15 protein-coding genes are annotated in these 17,557 nt (G+C 56.1%); all 15 read right to left on the bottom strand.

Annotation, left to right across the window (positions count from 1 at the left end):
* Nucleotides 1–69 precede the first annotated feature (69 nt).
* On the bottom strand, nucleotides 70–1,647 hold the full coding sequence (locus tag D3H35_RS02925) for a response regulator transcription factor (RefSeq protein ID WP_119147698.1): 1,578 nt from the start codon (nucleotides 1,645–1,647) through the stop codon (nucleotides 70–72).
* Nucleotides 1,640–3,370 carry a sensor histidine kinase gene (locus D3H35_RS02920; protein WP_119147697.1) on the bottom strand — a complete coding sequence of 577 codons (1,731 nt, stop codon included), beginning with the start codon at nucleotides 3,368–3,370 and terminating at the stop codon, nucleotides 1,640–1,642. Before D3H35_RS02920 ends, D3H35_RS02925 begins: the two co-directional genes overlap by 8 nt.
* 149 nt (nucleotides 3,371–3,519) lie before the next feature.
* The gene (locus D3H35_RS02915; protein WP_147355718.1) at nucleotides 3,520–3,789 is read right to left on the bottom strand and encodes a hypothetical protein; all 270 of its coding nucleotides are present in this window, start codon (nucleotides 3,787–3,789) and stop codon (nucleotides 3,520–3,522) included.
* Between the two features lie 159 nt (nucleotides 3,790–3,948).
* Nucleotides 3,949–5,409, bottom strand: coding sequence for a hypothetical protein (locus D3H35_RS02910; protein ID WP_147355717.1), 1,461 nt, complete (start codon nucleotides 5,407–5,409; stop codon nucleotides 3,949–3,951).
* Between the two features lie 490 nt (nucleotides 5,410–5,899).
* Nucleotides 5,900–7,687 (bottom strand): glycoside hydrolase family 35 protein, encoded by a 1,788-nt coding sequence (locus D3H35_RS02905; RefSeq protein WP_119147694.1) that lies wholly within the window; start codon nucleotides 7,685–7,687, stop codon nucleotides 5,900–5,902.
* Nucleotides 7,688–7,729: 42 nt separating this feature from the next.
* Complete coding sequence (locus D3H35_RS02900; RefSeq protein WP_233567718.1) at nucleotides 7,730–8,923, bottom strand: M20 metallopeptidase family protein; 1,194 nt, start codon at nucleotides 8,921–8,923, stop codon at nucleotides 7,730–7,732.
* 188 nt (nucleotides 8,924–9,111) lie between these two features.
* A complete protein-coding gene (locus tag D3H35_RS02895; RefSeq protein ID WP_119147693.1) occupies nucleotides 9,112–10,152 on the bottom strand; it encodes a zinc-dependent alcohol dehydrogenase in 1,041 nt (346 codons plus the stop codon).
* Between the two features lie 16 nt (nucleotides 10,153–10,168).
* Nucleotides 10,169–11,062 (bottom strand): fumarylacetoacetate hydrolase family protein, encoded by an 894-nt coding sequence (locus tag D3H35_RS02890; RefSeq protein ID WP_119147692.1) that lies wholly within the window; start codon nucleotides 11,060–11,062, stop codon nucleotides 10,169–10,171.
* 15 nt (nucleotides 11,063–11,077) lie between these two features.
* A complete protein-coding gene (locus D3H35_RS02885; RefSeq protein ID WP_119147691.1) occupies nucleotides 11,078–11,986 on the bottom strand; it encodes an SMP-30/gluconolactonase/LRE family protein in 909 nt (302 codons plus the stop codon).
* Nucleotides 11,987–12,256 carry a hypothetical protein gene (locus tag D3H35_RS02880; RefSeq protein WP_119147690.1) on the bottom strand — a complete coding sequence of 90 codons (270 nt, stop codon included), beginning with the start codon at nucleotides 12,254–12,256 and terminating at the stop codon, nucleotides 11,987–11,989. It lies immediately after the preceding gene.
* Complete coding sequence (locus D3H35_RS02875; protein ID WP_158593912.1) at nucleotides 12,202–13,086, bottom strand: alanine racemase; 885 nt, start codon at nucleotides 13,084–13,086, stop codon at nucleotides 12,202–12,204. The genes D3H35_RS02880 and D3H35_RS02875 overlap by 55 nt, the downstream gene beginning before the upstream one ends.
* Before the next feature lie 14 nt (nucleotides 13,087–13,100).
* Nucleotides 13,101–13,853, bottom strand: coding sequence for an SDR family NAD(P)-dependent oxidoreductase (locus D3H35_RS02870; protein WP_119147688.1), 753 nt, complete (start codon nucleotides 13,851–13,853; stop codon nucleotides 13,101–13,103).
* Between the two features lie 20 nt (nucleotides 13,854–13,873).
* Nucleotides 13,874–14,248, bottom strand: a complete 375-nt coding sequence (locus tag D3H35_RS02865) for a Rid family detoxifying hydrolase (RefSeq protein ID WP_119147687.1) — start codon at nucleotides 14,246–14,248, stop codon at nucleotides 13,874–13,876.
* Nucleotides 14,245–15,582 (bottom strand): M20 family metallopeptidase, encoded by a 1,338-nt coding sequence (locus tag D3H35_RS02860; protein ID WP_119147686.1) that lies wholly within the window; start codon nucleotides 15,580–15,582, stop codon nucleotides 14,245–14,247. The genes D3H35_RS02865 and D3H35_RS02860 overlap by 4 nt, the downstream gene beginning before the upstream one ends.
* Nucleotides 15,583–15,611: 29 nt before the next feature.
* Entirely contained in the window at nucleotides 15,612–17,501 is a 1,890-nt protein-coding gene (locus D3H35_RS02855) for a family 20 glycosylhydrolase (RefSeq protein WP_378125040.1), read from the bottom strand.
* Between the last annotated feature and the right edge of the window lie 56 nt (nucleotides 17,502–17,557).

The raw sequence follows: 17,557 nt of genomic DNA, 5'->3' as shown, positions 1-17,557 counted from the left end.
CCGGAACCTCCTCGGCCCCGGCTATTCGCATGTTCCATATTTTTTGATTTTGATGCCAACTATTGTTTGTCATCTCGTGCTTTTGAAATTTTTGACCGTCTGACCGGTCTTCCGCTTGAACACTTTGATGAAATAATTCGGGTTCGAGTAGCCAACGCGCTCAGCAATTTCCTCGGTCGACAGCCCTGTGTTGCGAAACAGCTGGACCGCCTTGGCAATGCGAAGGTCGGTCAGATAGTCGGAGAAAACCTGTCCTGTTTCTTGACGGAACCGTTGGCTGAAGTGGCTTTCGCTGAAGTTGGCCAGTTGCGCTATATCTTCCAGCCGGATCTGCTCGCCATAATGCGCCTCCAAATAAATCTTCACCCGCTCGACCCATCCTCCTTTTGCCTGTCGGTGTGCAACAACCTCCTGGGTACGAACGCTAACGTCGTGCAGCATACTGCGCCATGCGGCGGCCGAACGGACCGCTCCCGCCGACTCGTCAAGCGGCCACAGCGAGCCGAACCTTTCGCGAAGCTCCACCGTCTCAAGGTCATACCGCTCGATAAGGAAATCGGTCAATTGCGACACCGCGGCAACACCGAGCCGAATCCATTCCGACGGCTTATAGCGGTCCAAATGCTCATCCATGAAACCCGTCAAATCGTCCGACAAAAGCCGGAACTGCATGTATCGTACCCGCTGCTTGATCTGCTTGTACATTTTAAGCCATTCATCTTCGGTGAAAGCTCTCCGTTCTCCGACAGCTTCGCGAAATTGAACGCCGCCGTCGAATAAGGACACTGCGACCGCTTCTTCAGCTTCACGGCGTGCGGCCGTCCAACTCCCGCTCAGAGCAGTCGGCGTACCGAAGCCGGCGGCCAGAGCGACGTTCAGCTTCTGCGAGAACGCCGATGTCCACTCATCCGCCATTCGGAGGCATTCCTCCCGGCTTCCTGGAAATCCTCCGTCTGAATCGCAGGCGTAGCCCCCATGCAGGCAGCCGTCGCTCTCTCCGAACAGAACCGGATTGCGAAGCCGGGAAAACATCTCTTCCGCAAGCAGCAGCATAGCCTTCCGTTCCGCAGACGAATAACCGGCTTCGCGCGGATAAGGCAGCAATGCAATCCAGCGAAATGCATCCCCGCTGCCCGTAAGCGTCCGCGCAAGATTCGGGTAGGCGAGCGCAGAGACGACTCCTTCCTCCTGCTCCCGGCCGCCGAGCAGCCGCTTCGCTTCCTCCGCTATCGGAACTTGCGGGACCGCAAACGGCTTGTCGACGGCCTCCTGCCGCGAAGCAAAGGACAGCGATGCCAGAACGCGCAGCAACTCGTCAGGCTCCATCTCGTATTTGGAGATATAATCCTTCACCCCAAGCTGGATCGCCTGTCGGGTATATTCGAAATCGTTATAGCTGCTAAGCACGATCACATGGAGGCTCGGCGACAGCTTCCTCAATTCGCGAATTAGCTCGAAGCCGTCCATGCCGGGCATCCGTATATCGGTAAGAACGACGTCGAACGGCTGCCGCGTTGCGGCCGCAAGCGCCTCCTCCCCGTTCTTGAACACTCCGGTAATTCGGTAGCCGCGGCTTTCCCAGTCGATCATCGATTGGAGCCCGATACGAACGAGAGACTCGTCATCTACGATCATTACATTACGCATGCTGCTCGTCCTCCTCGTTAGGATGTAGCTGCAGCGGTAAAGTCACCGTAACTTCGGTGCCTTTGCCCGGAATGCTTGTAATCGACAAGCCGTAGCTGCGGCCGTAATGGAGCTGAATTCTCTCGTGAACGCTGTGCAGGCCGAAATGATTGTCCGCTTGACCGAAGTTCCCGACAATCTCGGCTAACCGCTGCGGTTCGATGCCAATGCCGTTGTCTTCCACCGTCAGCAGCAGCGCCGCGCCTTCCGTTCGTGCCCGCACCGTTATTTCTCCCGGACGATCGGCTTGGGCCAAGCCGTGAATCAGTGCATTCTCCATGAGCGGCTGCAACAGGAACTTCGGCACCCGCGCATTCTCAAGCTCATCCGGGATGTCCGCGGTGAATTGAAAGTGCTGATACCTAACCTTCTGAATCGTCACGTAACTATGCAGCACGGCGATCTCCTTGGATAGCCTGACCGGACCGCCTTGGCCCCGCAGCGCATATGTCAGCATCCGGTTCAGAGAATCGACCATTTCCTTAATATTATCCTGCTCCTGTATCATAGCCATCCAACGGATGGAATTAAGCGTATTGTACAAAAAGTGAGGGGAAATCTGGTTCTGAAGCACCCGGATCTCCGCATCTTTCTTCTTCGCTTCCTGCCTTGAAACCTCGTCGACCAGCTGCTCGATCTCGTACATGACGGAGATGAACGTATCATTCATCTCCACGATCTCGATCGCGCCGCCGAATCGCTTCAGCTTGCCGGGGCGAACTCCCTTGATGCCATGCTTCATGTTCAACATTAGCCGCCTGATCGGGATAACCAGATCCATCGCCAGCAATTGCGTGACGACAAGACCAATTGCGATGCAGATAAGCACGATGAATACAGCCAGCCTGGCGGTGCGATAGATCGGCTCGTACAGCTGGTTCAGCGGCAGCTGTGCTGACAGGCGCCATTCGTTGTGCAGCTGATTCTGGGAGTAAGTAAGCAGTTGGCGCTCATCCTCCCGGATCTGCACGCCGTTGCTGAGAATGAGCTCGTTATCCGAGGACAGAAGCTTGATAGCGACGTCCTCATGGAATTTCGTCTGCGAAAAAATATCGGTAATCGCATCCGCGCGGATGATAATCGTCAGCGTACCGAGTACGTTCAGCTTCTTATCCCGAATGGAACGGCCAAGCCGGAACGCTTCGAACTTCTCGTATCCATCGCTGTACGCCTCCGGTATAAACCAGAGCGCACTGCCCTTCATATCGGCCACTTGTCTGTTAAAGTTCGCATCGCCGACACCGAAATCGTTGATCGCATTTTTCCCGTATGTGTACTGGGCGTTCGGCGTAACGATCTTGATCGCCCGAATATAGGCGTTCTGATCGGCCCCGAGCCATAGAACGTTCAGCTTCTCATTTATCGCATTCTGGATTTCAAAATTTTCATAGATCGACTTCGGTTTGACAGAAATCCACGACAGCAGTCCGTCGTCCGTCATAATCTGTTTGCTCAGCTTCTCATAGCTGCTGAGCCGGTCGTCAATCTTCTGCCCCATCAAACTGAGCAGATTGGTGGCGTATTCCGAAGTTCGGGCTTTGGAGGAATCGGTGTAGCTTGCGGTAAGACTGTAAATTCCGGCAAGCGCCGGAAGCAGAATGAGCGGAGTGTAGACGAGAAGCAGCTTGTAAGGAAGCCGGATTCTCCCCCAGCGGAAGAAAAAACGAAGCTTGCGAGCGGACATGGGCGTCCCCCTCGATTCGGAAGAGGTCTGGTTGCTTGGATCACTTTATTCTAACATAACCGACAGCGGGTAGTAACGATTCCTCCCTCCGTCCGATTTCGCAGCTCCACCTCTTTCACGCAGCAGCGACGGTTTTATAAGAAATTTTCTCATTTGTCTCGCTTGACGGTAAGAACCGTTCTCCGCCTTATTGCGCTATGTGAGCAGAACCCTATTGTAAAGACAACCGATGTGAAGCCTTCCCGGCCCGACTTCAAGGTGCTTGGCGTATTAACGCCGGAGTTGCCGTCTATGGAGACGTCGTGGTTTCCTTGATCGACAGCCAGTTGGCTACGTCCGGACAGAATGCCGTCCTTATAAAATTTCGTCGCCCGCTCGAAAGGCTGATCCAGCGATTTTCGCATCCCAGGCGCCGACAACCTTCTTATCCTCCTTACGGCGGCGTTTGTTTCATGATTCCCTTCTAGAACAAAACGGATTAAAAAGCCGAACGAAATCAGGCGTACGCACCTGAAAATCGTTCGGCTCTTGGCATTCATCTTGATCTAAGCATGGTCCCGGATAATTCCCATATCAAACTAATTTACTAGTGTAAATTCTAATTTCATCGGCTTTAATTCTCCCCAGTTTCTGCTTCCGAATCCAATTTCGTCGATTTCAGCTATTTGGTCGGTCTTAAAGGCATCCCGTATAACCCCATTCTGATCCCCGTAAGAAAACACGTAGCTATGATTCTCATATTTCAATTGCAGAAAAGCAACTTTACTCTCTATGTTAGCGCTGAATAGGGGATCCATCGTTTTGGATAGGACAAGCTGTTCATTTTTGAATACTCCCCATATATAAGTTTCGCCATCGATAGTTCGAAATACGATTCCGGCCTGAAATGGCGCGCTTCGCGGAGGATTATGAACAGTGAGCTTAGTCTTGAATAGAAGATTTTGAAAATCCACAGACGGACTTTTATAAAATATTTTCGGACAATCGGCAAAATCGAATTCCAAATCGGCTTCAAATTGGAAAACAACAGATTTATCATTCAACGAAATAACAAGATCTTGATTGTTTTCTTCGTTCCATAACGATTCGGATTTATCGTGCCTTTGCTGTTGCAAATTGAAGTAGAGCAGAGACAGCGACTCCGAACATAACTTTTTAATGGACAGCTCGGTTTCAATCGCGTCCCCTGCCAATTTGCGAACATCAATTGTACTTCCTTTGCGATAGTAATACACGAGAAATAAATTTATAGCGGATTGCCACTGTTGAATTAGCTTTTTTGCCAAATGCTCAAGCTCCGTAAGAATCGCGCTATCCGATAAGTATCTTTTAAGCTGATTAATTAATTCGGTAAATAGAACCTCCTTAAAATTGTTCATACGAATAAGCTGAAAGCCCAAGCTTTCAACCGTCATATGATGAAACTCAGAGCCATTCTGAAAGAACTCCATGAGCACGATTTCATTGTTTTCAACCGGCGCGTCCTGGATTTCCTTTAAACAAAGAATTAGCAGTTCCAGGTAGACTGAATCCGAATGCTGCTGGACTCTCTCGCACGATAATACAGAGGTTGTTCCGAATGTTTCTTTAGATGAAAATGCAAGCGTCCTCATCATTTCCGCCGTCAAAATAAATTCATCAAGCTTATGGCTTTCATTTTTCTTTTGAGTATTATCCAGGATGGAATAAATGTCTCTCTCTTCATCGTATCCGTTAATGAGAAACAGGTGTATCCAATCCAACTTTTTATAGTGATTCGAGTAATAAAGCTCTCTCATATTTCCGAATACAAGAACGGGCTGCTTAAGTTTAATTTTTTCGCGGATTAATGTATCGATATTTTTATCGAATGAATGAAAATGAAGCTGAATACCAAGGAGGCGAAAAACCTCGCTATTGAGATTATTAAAATGAGTTAAATCCCGATCATTCTCCATCTTGTTGATTCGGTATAAATTAAAACACTTGATAAGCATGTAATAGTAACTGGAAAATTGCGATTTCATGCCCTCTGAGACAATAGCCAGAGGTTTTTCCAAACAAGTAATTTGATCCGCCGAGTACTTGTCTCTGTTAGGGTAGATAAAAGGAATTTTGATCATTTATCTTTTATGTCACTTCACTTTCCAGAATATCACCGTATTCAATGAAGTCTACAGTACGTCTTTCTTATTCAACGCCAACAGTAAAAACCCTTCAATTTAAGTAATTTTTATCTTTTATAGGGGTGTTTTATCTTACATGGAAAAACCACTCCATTTGATCCGTGAAATAATCCGTTTCTCGAACAATCACTGTTTTGCGGCTTCTCTCTGCATAGCTTCTATGCCTTTGTTATTAGTTGAATGGAAAATATATAAAAGGGAAAGTACAATCCTTGAGCGATTGGATTGGCTCTCCCAAGAGTTATTTGATCGTTTGATGCAGTTCTATGGTGCTTATATTGGCAGGGCAAAGCGAGGTGCAGGAGTGACTCGGGTACCGGATGTCTAATTGCCGTCTCTGCATGAGAGACGAAACTCACAGCTCCTATCCAAGCACCATGTAATCCTGGAATCGAACGACCGGATCGATTGTTCCGTGCAGCTCGAACACAATGATCTCGTTCTTCCCTTCGAGAAGCAACGGACCTGGAACGTAAAGCGTCTGCTGCGGCCCTTTGGCCCAATAACGGCCCAGATTGAACCCGTTGAGAAAGACGACTCCCTTGTTCCAGCCTTCCAGCTTCAAGAAAGTATCGGCCGGCTCCGAAACTTCGAACGTCCCTCTGAAGAACGACGGCGAGTTTAATGAAGCGACCGAACGCTCTTCCTCTCGCAATAGCCCGAACCGCAATTCCGAGAGGTCGTCCAGCGGCAGCGAGTACATTTCCCAGTTAAACAGAAACTGGCCTGCGAGCCGGACCCCCTCTGTAATTCCTTTGGAATCCTTGAGCATCCATCCGTAATTGACTCGCCCCTGATTCTCTACAAGAATGCCAATCTTCGATCCTTCGGGGGAAATTTCCACGGCGATATCATGAGCGTTCATATCCAATGTATTATCATGCTCGTTCCTGTCAATAACGCCTTGATAATCGCCGTTCAAATATACCAGCGCCCGATCGCGTACTTCTTGGATAACGACCTTGCTCTTCGGTCTTGGTCCCGACACTTGCGTTTGATAGTAAACAAACCCATAATCTTGTCCCAGCCGCTCCATCGTCTCGGGATATACGCTTGTCACCGGCCGGGACAGCCGATCCAATTGATCGAACAGCTTTGCTTGTTCGGTCAGCCGAACGGCTCCGTAGCTCATCTTCTTCACCGGCTCGGGCAGCGGAACGGCAGGCGGGCCGACATGCCTCGCGATAACTTCCCGGACCGCCATGTATTTGTCCGTCACCTCCCCCGCTTCATTAAGAAGAGCGTGGTAGTCATAGCTCGTCACGGTCGGCTCGTAGCGGCCGAAATCATTCGCGCCGTTAAAGAAGCCGAAATTCGTTCCGCCATGGAACATATAGAAGTTAATCGATGCGCCCGAACGCAGCATGTTGTCCAATTCACCGGCCACGTCATCGTACTCTCTTGCATGGTGCTCCTCGCCCCAATGGTCGAACCAGCCGTTCCAATATTCCATGCACATCGCCGGCTTGTCCGGCTGGTATTCCGCCAGCTTCGCGAAAGCCTTCTCCGGCTTGGAGCCGAAATTCGCCGTCGCCAGCACCTCCGGAATTAAAGAGCCTCCTTGGAGCATAGAGTCTTCCGCTCCGTCGGACGTAAACAATAACACATCGACGCCTCGGCGGATCATCCCATCCCTCAAATAGTCCAAGTAAGCTTTGTCATTGCCATAGCTGCCGTACTCATTCTCGATCTGCATCGCAATAATCGGTCCGTCGTTCGTACAAAGCAATGGCTTTAACAGGGGCATTAATACATCGTAGTAGGCATCCACCTTATCCAGATACGGTCGATGCATACAGCGCAGCTTCATGTTCGCGTCTGCGAGCAGCCAGGAAGGCATGCCCCCGAACTCCCATTCCGCGCAAATGTAGGGGCTGGGCCTCACGAGGACGAATAACTCCAGCTTATGCGCCAATTCGATGAAGCGCGTGACGTCCGCAATTCCTTCGAAATTGAACCTTCCTTCTCTCGGCTCATGCAAATTCCAAGGGATATATGTCTCCACAGCGTTGAATCCGCATGCCTTCAGCTTCAGCAGCCTGTCTTCCCAGTAAGCCGGGACAATCCGAAAATAATGCACCGCACCGCTTATCAAGCGAATAGGGCGTCCATTAAAGACGAACAGTCCCGCATCCACGCCGAATGTCGACATATACCGGCCCCTCCTTATCCGTTTTCCCGCTATTTTCTTTCATCAAGATGGCGCCAACCGGGCCAAAGCAATCGAGACCAGAGCGGCGACCCCCGCAGGAAGGCAATCCTCGTCTATTCTGAATTTGGGATGATGAAGCCCATAGGCCGCTTCGCTGCCTTGCTTCGGACCGGAGCCGATCCAGAAAAAACAACCGGGAACCCTCTCCTGGTACACGGCAAAGTCCTCCCCGGCCATCGTCGGATCGGCCGTCCGAACTCGCTCCGTTCCGAACGTCCGGACAAGCGCCTCTCGAACCGCCACCGCACAGCCGGAATCGTTGATAACCGCCGGCACCTGTTCCGTGTATTCGACTTCGGCGCTGCAGTTGTATGCCTCCGCCGTCTTGGAAATTAGGCGGATCAGCTTGCCGCGAATGTCGGCTCTGGCCTTCGGGCTGAGCGTTCGCACCGTGCCGGTCAGCAGCGAGCGGTCGGGTATGACATTGTTGGCATGACCGCCATGGAAGCTGCCGATCGTCACAACGGACGGCTCGAACGGCGACAGTTCCCGGCTCACCGCCGTCTGCAACGCCAGAACTACCGCGGAAGAAGCTACGATCGGATCGGCCGCCAGATCGGGAATCGCGCCGTGTCCGCCTCTTCCCCGAACTTCAATGTCCAACCGATCCACCGCCCCCATCAACGCGCCTTCCTTCACGGCCGCGACTCCCGCCGGCAACGCGGGCCAGTTGTGCAGTCCGTAAATTTCCGCCACTCCTTCCAAGCCGCCGTCCCCGATCATCGCTTTGGCGCCCGCATTGATCTCCTCGGCGGATTGAAAGAGCAGCCGAAGCCGCCCGCGCAGCTCGCCCCGGTGCGAAGCCAGTATACGCGCCGCAACGAGCAGCATTGCCGTATGCGCATCATGCCCGCAAGCATGCATGACGCCCGGAACGGTCGAAGCGAACGGCAGCCCCGTCTCCTCCTCGATCGGAAGCGCGTCCATATCCGCCCTGAGCGCAACGGTAGGGCCGTCCGCCGCCCCTTCCAAATCGGCAATTACCCCGAACTTTCCCGCTCGCTCGCGCACGCGATAGCCAAGCTTGCGCAATTCCTCCGCCACAAGCGCGGAAGTACGCTGCTCTTCGAAGCTCAGTTCCGGATGCCGGTGCAGGTGGCGATAGAATCGAACGGTCGTCTCCCGTTCCTGCTCCGACATCAGCCGTATCTTCTTCTCCCGAGAATCGTTGTCCATCCTTAGTTCGCCTCCATGTTATGTTCCATAACGGCTCAAGGCTCTCCAAGGACCTTTCGGTCAATCGGAGAGCCCTCTATTCCAGTCATGACGGAGCCCCGGCTCCATTCTCCGTCCGCTCACCATTCCTTCATAAGCGCCAATGCCGCCGCGAGAGACAATGATCGTCCCGGAGCATCTCTACCTATTTAAATGACGTCCTGCAGCTCAGAGATTTTCAGCAGCACCTTGATTTCTCGGCCCGGAGCCCGAATCAGCTTGTCGAACCACACGGCGCCGTCCGCCAGCGGCGCGATCTCCATGCGGTCTCCCAGCCCGATGCGTCCCTCGGCGATCCAATCGAGCGCCTGTCTGAAGTTTGCCTTGGAATAGGCGAAGGAACCGATAATTTTGAGCTCGCGACGCACCAGGTCGTTGAAGTCGAGCGCAGTATCGGCCTGATGCAGCCCCGTGAAGATAAGCCGTCCTCCGGTCATGACCGATTCGGCGCACTGGCGGCGCGTGGCGGCAGCCCCCACGGCATCAATCGCCGCGCTGACTCCTCGCCCGTCCGTCAATTCCCGAACGCGCGCGGCAAGATCCTCGGTCCGCGGATTCACGGCAATCGCGCCCAGCGAAGATGCAAAAGAAAGCCGGTCGTCGCTTAGGTCGACGGCGATTACTCGTCCCGCTCCGCTGAGCAGCACCGCCTGAAGCGCGAACACGCCGATCGGACCCATTCCCATGACGAGCACCGTATCCTCCGGACCCGCCGCCGTCAGTTCCGCTACGCGCGCGCCGCAAGCGACGGGCTCCGTCAAAGCGCCGTCGGTCAGCGTCACATGATCGGGCAGCGGATGAACGAATTCGGCGGGCAGCTTAACGAATTCGGCATTGCTGCCGGGCAGCGCGGCACTGAGCAGCTTGCGCTCCGGACACAGCGACTCTTGACCGCCAAGACAATAGCTGCAGCGGCCGCAAGTGACGAGCGGGTTGGCCGTAACGCGCATGCCTCTGCGCAGGCCATGCGATTCGCCGGAGGCACCGGCATCCTCGATGATGCCTGACAGCTCGTGACCGAAGATCATCGGCGGCTTGCGCAGCGAGTTATGTCCCAGGAAGCCGCTCAGCTCCGAGCCGCAAATACCAGAGTACGCGACCCGGATCAGCACCTCGTCCGGACCCGGCTCAGGCACCGGGCAATCCATAAGCTCCATTACTTCGGGAGCGGTATAGACCAAAGCTTTCATCTCGTCGTTCACTCCTTTAGATGAATCGGTTCGTCAACGAGCCGAGACCGTCGATCTCTACGGTGACGATATCTCCCGTCTTGAGGTACACCTGACGATCCTCGGGATAGCCTAACACGACGCCCTCCGGCGTACCGGTCATGATCAGATCGCCCGGCTGCAGCGTCATATGGCGAGAGATGTAGCTTACGATCGTGCGGCAATCGAAAATCATGTCGCTCGTATTCGAGCTTTGGCGAAGCTCGCCGTTAACCGTACAGCGGATGCCCAGCGAATTCGGCTCGGGAACGGCGTCCGCCGTCACCAGGTACGGGCCGATCGGGCAGAAGCCGTCGAGGCTTTTGCCGAGCAGCCATTGCGAAGTTCTCACTTGCAGGTCGCGGGCCGATACGTCATTGACATTGCAGTACCCGCCGACATAGTCCAGCGCCTCTTCGGGCGCCACGTCGAACGCCGTGCGGCCGATTACGATGCCAAGCTCCGCCTCGTAATCCGTCTTGTCCGACGTCTTCGGCAAGCGAATGTCGCGGCCGTGGGCCGACAGTGCATTGTCGAATTTGTTGAACAAAATCGGGTACGCCGGAATGGGCGAACCCGTTTCCTCGGCGTGCCTTCGGTAGTTAAGGCCTACGCAGATCAATTTGCCCGGCCTCACCACGCAAGGCTCAAGCGAGAGCTCCGCTTCATTGCGAAGCGACTCCTTGAATGCCGCCGGCCCTTCTTCCGCGATGCGGCGGTCAAGCTCTCTCAGGCGATCCAACGCTTCGCCGCCGGCCGCGAGCGCGGCGTCCGCAGACTTCAGCTCCGGCGCCGCTTCCCCTCCAACAGCGGCTTCGACGTCGACGACGCCGTGAACGGTCGCAATCCCTAATTTGATTTTTCCGTCTTCTCGATAATGCAGCAGCTTCATCGTACGATCCTCCAATTAGTAAGCCATGTCGAATGAGTACGGTCTTCTTCCGGACAGTCCGGCAGCGCTCGTATCCACGGCGAACAACGCGCCCGAGCGCGGATAGGCGTTCAGCTCCGCCGCCTGCAAGCCGTCGGATGCGCTGGTTATATAAAGCGTCTGCAGCCGCTCGCCGCCGAACGCGCAGCTTGAAGGCTGCAGAACGGGAAGACGCACCTCCGTCAGCAACGAGCCGCCCGCCGGATTCCAGCGGGCTACGCGCGAACCGCCCCACTGTGCGATCCAGAGCATCCCTTCGGAATCGAGCGTCATGCCGTCCGGCACTCCATTCGTGCCTTCCTCCAGACGAATAGCCGTGCGCCTCTCTCCCAGCTCGCCTTGCTTGTCGTCAAAGGCATAAGCGCGAACCTCGCGTACAGCCGAATCGATATAATACATCTCGCGGCCATCCAGGCTCCAGTCCAGCCCGTTGGAACAAGTCACGCCGCGCAAGGCTTCGAAGACGCTCAAGTCTCGGTCGATCCGATACAGGCTCCCGAGCGGCAGACTCCCGTTCATGTCCATCGTCCCGAACCACAACCGCCCGTCCGGGCCAGCTTTGCCGTCGTTGAAACGGACGTGAGCGGGCAAGCCGTCCAAGCGCAGACACTCCTCAAATACCGAACTACCGGGCTCCCAGCGGTATAGACTGTGATAGGCGGCGGCGATCCAGCCGCCGCCCGCGCATGGCACGATCGTGCTAATCCATTCCGGAGCCGGGTACGATTCGACTTTTCCGCTTCCCGGATCGAGACGGCAAACTTTTGCGCTCGTAATATCGATCCACAGCAGCGTGCCTGTGCCTTCGTCCCAGCAAGGTCCTTCGCCCAGCGAGGACGGCGGCAACGCCAGAGCGACCGGCTCCCATTCGTCTGCGTTTTTCATCTATCTCACCCTTCCGCGTCCGGCGATTGGCAGCACATCCTTCACCTGGTCCCCGTCGATCAAGTTGATCACATCCAGCATATTGACGACCGCGCAGCAGTGGACGGGCACAATCTCCAGCTTGTCCCCAACCTTCAGCCCCCGCTCCTCCGGCGGCAGATGCAATACGCCGTGCTCCTCGTTGAACCAGGCAACCGTAATGGCCGGATGACCGATCACAAATCCTCGCCCCGTGCCGATCGGTGAATCCTCTCCGTCCGAAGTGAACACCTTGGTCCCTGCATCGACGACGGCTCTGTCCGGCGCGGGCGGCTAACGACGGTTACCAGCACGGTGAGCGCGCACTGCTCCAGGCTCATCGCCTCTGCCTTAACCTGTGTCAGATCGCCGAAGACGTAGGTGCCGGAACGCATCTCCGTCACGCCCTTCATGGCGGAAGCGAATCGGCTGACCGGCGTCGAGCCCGCGCTGACCGATTCGATAGGAAAGCCCATATCCCGTAACGTATCGGCCGCCTCCGACGCAATCGCCGCCTCGCGCATGGCGATCCGGGCGCGGCCGTCGTCGCTGTCCTCGTCATACGATTGACCGGCAAATACGAGCACGCCGGTTACGCGAATTCCCTTCAACGTCCGCAGTTCGTGCCCAAGAAGCGAAAGAGCCGCTCCCGGCTGAACTCCCGTTCGTCCGTAGCCCGGGTCGATCTCGATCCAGACCTCTATAACTATACCCGCCTTCAACGCCGCTTCTGAAATCCCGGAGGCCGCCTCCAGACTATCGACGGCGACCGTCACCTCCGCGCGGGACGCAAGCCGCATCAACCGCTCTAGCTTGGTCTTCCCAACGATCGGGTAAGCGATCAGAATCGGGCCGATTCCGCCGTCGGCCATCGCTTCCGCTTCTCCGAGCTTGGCCACGGCAATTCCGACAGCGCCGGCGTTCAACTGCATTCCGGCAATCTGGGGAGTCTTATGCGTCTTGACATGCGGCCGGAGAGCTATGCCAGCCTCATCGGCCAGCCGCTGGACGCGAGCGATATTGTCCTTCAGTTTGTCTTGATCAACCACAATGCATGGCGTATCCAAGTCCTGCTTGTTCATGCTGCAGCCCCCTTCTAGAAAGCAAGTTGGCCGCCGTCCACGACGATGCATTCGCCCGTAATGAAGGCGGCATCGTCCGAAGCGAGGAATGCGAATACGCTGGCTACGTCTTCCGGCTTGCCCGTTCGGCCGAGCGGAATGTAGCGTTCGACATATCGCTCGACGACCCCCTCGCTGTCGATCGACGCGGACAACGGCGTTACGATATAGCCCGGACAAACGGCGTTGACCCGAATGCCCGATCTGCCAAGCTCGATGGCCATCGTCTTCGTGAGCAGTACGACGCCGCCCTTCGACGCGTTATAGTGGGCGTAGCCGGCTTCGCCGACCAGGCCGTTGGTTGAAGCCATGTTGACGATCGTCCCCTTGCCTTGGCGAACCATGGCACGGCTGACGCGTTGAGCGACATAGAACATCCCGTTCAGGTTGACGTCGATCATCCGGCGCCACCGCTCGTCGGGGATGTCAACGAACGGCTCCTCCGAGGCGATTCCCGCATTGTTTGCGAGAATGTGAATCTCGCCTCGCTCCCCGATCATCCTGCTGATAGCCTCATCGACCTGATCCGGGCTTGATACGTCGAACGCGTAACGAGATGCCGAATATCCGGCTGCCCGCAGCTTCTCCTCCGCCTCGATCAACGTCGACTCCTTAATGTCCGCGAGCAGGACGTGGGCCCCCTCGGCCGCGAATCGCTCAGCGATGGCAAATCCGATGCCTTGTCCCGCTCCCGTAACCAGCGTCGTGAGATTGGCAAACCGTTGCATATGCAGCCCGCTCCTTCCATTTAATTATGCTTGCATACGATCGCGTCGATCTCGACCTTAATGCCGTCCAGCCCCGCCTCTACGCAAGTCCTAGCAGGATAAGGCTCGTTGAAATACGTCTTGTATACCGCATTGAACCGGTCGAAATCCGCCAGACTGGCCAAATAGACTCCCACCTTGACGACATCGTTCATCGTGAAGCCGCCGGCTTCGACAATCTCCCGGACGTTGTCCATCGTCAGCCTCGCCTCGGCTTCGATGTCCCCGGACAGGATCGCCCCGTTCGCATCCAATGGGCCTTGACCCGATACGAACAGCATGTTGCCTGCCTTGATGCCCTGGGAATACGGGCCGCTGCCGATCGACGCATCCTTCGTTCTTACTGCCTGTCTCATGCGCGCTCCTCCTGTTCTACAGCCAAAATACGATCGTCCGAGGACAAACCGCACCAATTAATGATAGCCCGCGCATAAATTTCGACCAGCGTATCCAAGCTGTCCAGATCGACGAACTCGCCCGGCGCGTGGGCATTGCCGCCCGACGGACCGAGGATGAGCGCCTTGGACGGGCTGTACTCGTTAAAGACAAAGGCGTCGCAGGCGAACGGCGAGCCCGTCACTTCGGCCGGCCGACCTGTGGATGCCTCGATCTCCCTGGCCAAAATCGGCAGCAGCGGGAAGTCCGGATCGACGGAGCTGCCCGGCAAGAAGCGGATCATCCTGGCGAAAGCCGGCCGCGCCAGCCCTTGCTCGCAGCTGCCGCCGCAGAAGCGCTCGTAGCCCGTCAGCAGCTCCTCGCGCAGCCCATCCTCGTCTATGCCGGGATAGCATTCGACCCAAATGTCGACATGGCACTCGACCGGACCGACGTCGCATAGCGGCGAATCGAGATCCCCGGCTTCCAATCTGGTGACGATAATCGGCAGCGTCTCCTTCGAATCCGAATACCAAGGAGCCGGTCCCGACTGCCGAGCCCGCTCCTTCTCGTGCTGTTCAAGATAGACGATGAATCGGGCCGCATCGCTCGCCGGATTGCGTACCGTCTCCCCGTTGAACGACAGCCCCGTTGTCCCCTGGAAGGTGACGCGCCACAGCGCCCCTCCCCGGGTAGCCGGATACAGAGCCAGGTTCGTCGGCTCGGGAATGATGACGGCGTCGGCGTGATCGCCGCGGGCGCGGCCGGCGACAGTGCCGTTAGCGCCGCCGAATTCTTCGTCGACGACCGATTCGATCCGTACGTCCCCGCGCAACGTAACGCCAAGCTCCATCAGGCAGCGCACCGCCATGGCGGAGGCGACTAGCCCGCCCTTCATATCGTAGGAGCCGAGCCCGTACAGCTTGTTGCCCTCGATGTACGGTGCGTGAGGGTCCGTCGTCCAGCCCGGCGCTACGGCCGCCGTATCGATATGGCTGGAGAATAGCAACGATCGCCCGCCGCCTGCCCCTTTCCATGCCGCGCTGACGTTCGGCCTGTCGCGATAATCCTTGCCTGGATAGTAGGCGGGATGCTCGCGGAAGCCGGACACCTCCTCGGGACTATACAGCTCCGCCTCCATTCCAAGCTCCAGAAGCTTGGCGTGCAAGGCAAGCTGGCACTCCCGCTCCGTCCCGTCGACGACCCGATTGACCGTATCGTACCGAATGAGCTCGGACAGCAGGTCCGTCATCCGGCAGCGATTCGACGCGATCCAGTGCCGGATCGACGCCGACAGCCGTTCATTCCCGTTCATGGCATTCGCCTTCCTTTCCGAACGCGGCCTTATTGCGAAATGCGGCTCGGCGTTGGCATATGCTTATACAAATAACAATCTACAAGGCCCTGCTGGCTCTGGAACGGCAGACGCTGCTCTTCAAGCTCCTCCAACCGCTCGACGCGTCCCTCGACATAGCCGGAGATGCGATCGATCGCCGTGTCAAGGCTAGCCAGCAGTCCGCCGTAGCGCAGATCGATAATGTCCCAGCCGAACGGCTTGTTAACAATGTGCCAGCGCTCTATATGATAGGCTCGCAGCTTCACGACCCGCGCCCGAATTTCCGGAAGCGTCTCTTGCGCCAGCTGTGCCAGCGCGGCCCGTTCCCCGGCCAGATAGGCATCCGTGATCCGAATGCCGACGTCCGCCTTAAGCGCGAGCACGCCGCACAGCCGCTCCAGCACCTCGAACACGAAGCCGTACTCCCCGTTGCGGGTCGCGTACAGCGCCATCTCCTGCTGCAATCCGGCGTAATGCCCGGCCATTTCCAGTCCGCGCAGATTGGCGTCGAACATGCCCATCATGACGTTCTGCCACAGCATATAGCGCGAAGGATTGTACGTCTCCAGGTTGCCCGGCTTGATGCCAGGCGGCTCATCGATGTTCTTGATCGCCATGAAGTCGTCCATTTGCGCTCCCGTGCAATAATGGAAGCGGCGGCGCAGCTTGTCCTCGTCGAGCTCCGCCGCGTAGCCATGCTCCGCGAACAGCTGCAAGCCGAGCAGCGCGGAGAACCAGTCGCACTCCGTTCCGTCGTCGCCCCACAGAGTAGCGATCACTTCCCGGACGCCTTCCCGCTTGCACACATTAAGCGCCGCGTTGGTCGAATCTAAGGTGGCGCCATAGTTCAGGACGAACCCCTTCCAATTCCAGATGCCTCCTGCGAATATCGGGGTTGAGCCGAAGCGCTTGTGACGCCGAACCCATTCGGTGTAGAACGCCTCGTCGTAGTGGTAATAGTCCCAATACACGTATTGGATGTTCTTCGGCATGCCCGCGATAACTTCGTCGGAAATGACAGACTCGTGGTCGTAATAATCGCCCTTGGGCGAGCCGGCGCGGAAGTACATGTCGCTCCACATCATCGGCTCGAGGCCGAGCCGCTCAACGATTTCCATAACTCTCTTCAGATGGTCGTTCATTATGTCGAACTTGGAGCGCAGCCCGTTGCGGACCAAATAATCGCCGAGACCGAGCCTCCACGCCTCGTCCATCCCGATATGGATCCGCTTCGTCCGCACAGGCGCGGACGCCGCCGCGATCATCTGCTCCACGAATTCGTAGGTGCGGTCATGTCCGACCAGCAGCGTCTCGTGATCGTCCCGGATGTCCGCGAAGACGTTCCACTTGAGCACGTCGGCCAGATGGCTGAGCGTCTGGATGCAAGGAATCATCTCAATGCCGAGCTTGTACGCATAATCGTCCATCTCTTTGATTTCCGCTTGCGAGTAACGTCCCCGCATATAGCCGAAGTAAGGCTGCTCGGCCACATCGAAGCTGTCTTCGGCATACAGCATGATCATGTCCAGACCCATTAGCGCCATTTTTCGCAGAAAAGCTTTGATGGCTTCCACGCGGATGACGGCACCGCCCTGGGAAACGTCGAACATCGGACCATTCATGTCGAACTGCGGTTCTTCCTCGATTCGGAACGCGTCGCGCTCGCGCAAAGCTTCGACAAGCAGGCCGATTGCCCGGAAAAAGTGTATTTTTTTGCGGTAGGCGATGCGAAGGCTTCCGCCCGCGGCCTCGACGACGATCCGGTTGTCGTCATGGCGGACGACCTCGACAACGCGCCCTTCTGGGGAGAGCTCGATTCCCGCTTCCGCCGCGATCTCGGCGAACCCCTCTTTCACATCCTGTACATCTCCAACAAAATGCAACTTCAAGCCAATCACTCCTTTTTCATTGCGAGATTCATAAGAATATGCTTTAATGGGCTTCAGAAACGTTT

Source organism: Cohnella faecalis (genome assembly GCF_003570905.1).
GTDB lineage: Bacteria > Bacillota > Bacilli > Paenibacillales > Paenibacillaceae > Cohnella > Cohnella faecalis.
The sequence above is the reverse complement of the archived record's forward strand: the minus strand, read 5'-3'. Positions and strand labels throughout refer to the sequence as shown.

What these genes read in the sequence shown, in the direction of transcription:
- D3H35_RS02870 (WP_119147688.1), bottom strand. Translation starts at nt 13,853, where the DNA reads ATGCAACGGTTTGCCAATCTCACGACGCTGGTTACGGGAGCGGGACAA.
- D3H35_RS02875 (WP_158593912.1), bottom strand. Translation starts at nt 13,086, where the DNA reads ATGAACAAGCAGGACTTGGATACGCCATGCATTGTGGTTGATCAAGAC.
- D3H35_RS02885 (WP_119147691.1), bottom strand. Translation starts at nt 11,986, where the DNA reads ATGAAAAACGCAGACGAATGGGAGCCGGTCGCTCTGGCGTTGCCGCCG.
- D3H35_RS02900 (WP_233567718.1), bottom strand. Translation starts at nt 8,923, where the DNA reads ATGGACAACGATTCTCGGGAGAAGAAGATACGGCTGATGTCGGAGCAG.
- D3H35_RS02925 (WP_119147698.1), bottom strand. Translation starts at nt 1,647, where the DNA reads ATGCGTAATGTAATGATCGTAGATGACGAGTCTCTCGTTCGTATCGGG.
- D3H35_RS02860 (WP_119147686.1), bottom strand. Translation starts at nt 15,582, where the DNA reads ATGAACGGGAATGAACGGCTGTCGGCGTCGATCCGGCACTGGATCGCG.
- D3H35_RS02895 (WP_119147693.1), bottom strand. Translation starts at nt 10,152, where the DNA reads ATGAAAGCTTTGGTCTATACCGCTCCCGAAGTAATGGAGCTTATGGAT.
- D3H35_RS02865 (WP_119147687.1), bottom strand. Translation starts at nt 14,248, where the DNA reads ATGAGACAGGCAGTAAGAACGAAGGATGCGTCGATCGGCAGCGGCCCG.
- D3H35_RS02905 (WP_119147694.1), bottom strand. Translation starts at nt 7,687, where the DNA reads ATGTCGACATTCGGCGTGGATGCGGGACTGTTCGTCTTTAATGGACGC.
- D3H35_RS02890 (WP_119147692.1), bottom strand. Translation starts at nt 11,062, where the DNA reads ATGAAGCTGCTGCATTATCGAGAAGACGGAAAAATCAAATTAGGGATT.
- D3H35_RS02920 (WP_119147697.1), bottom strand. Translation starts at nt 3,370, where the DNA reads ATGTCCGCTCGCAAGCTTCGTTTTTTCTTCCGCTGGGGGAGAATCCGG.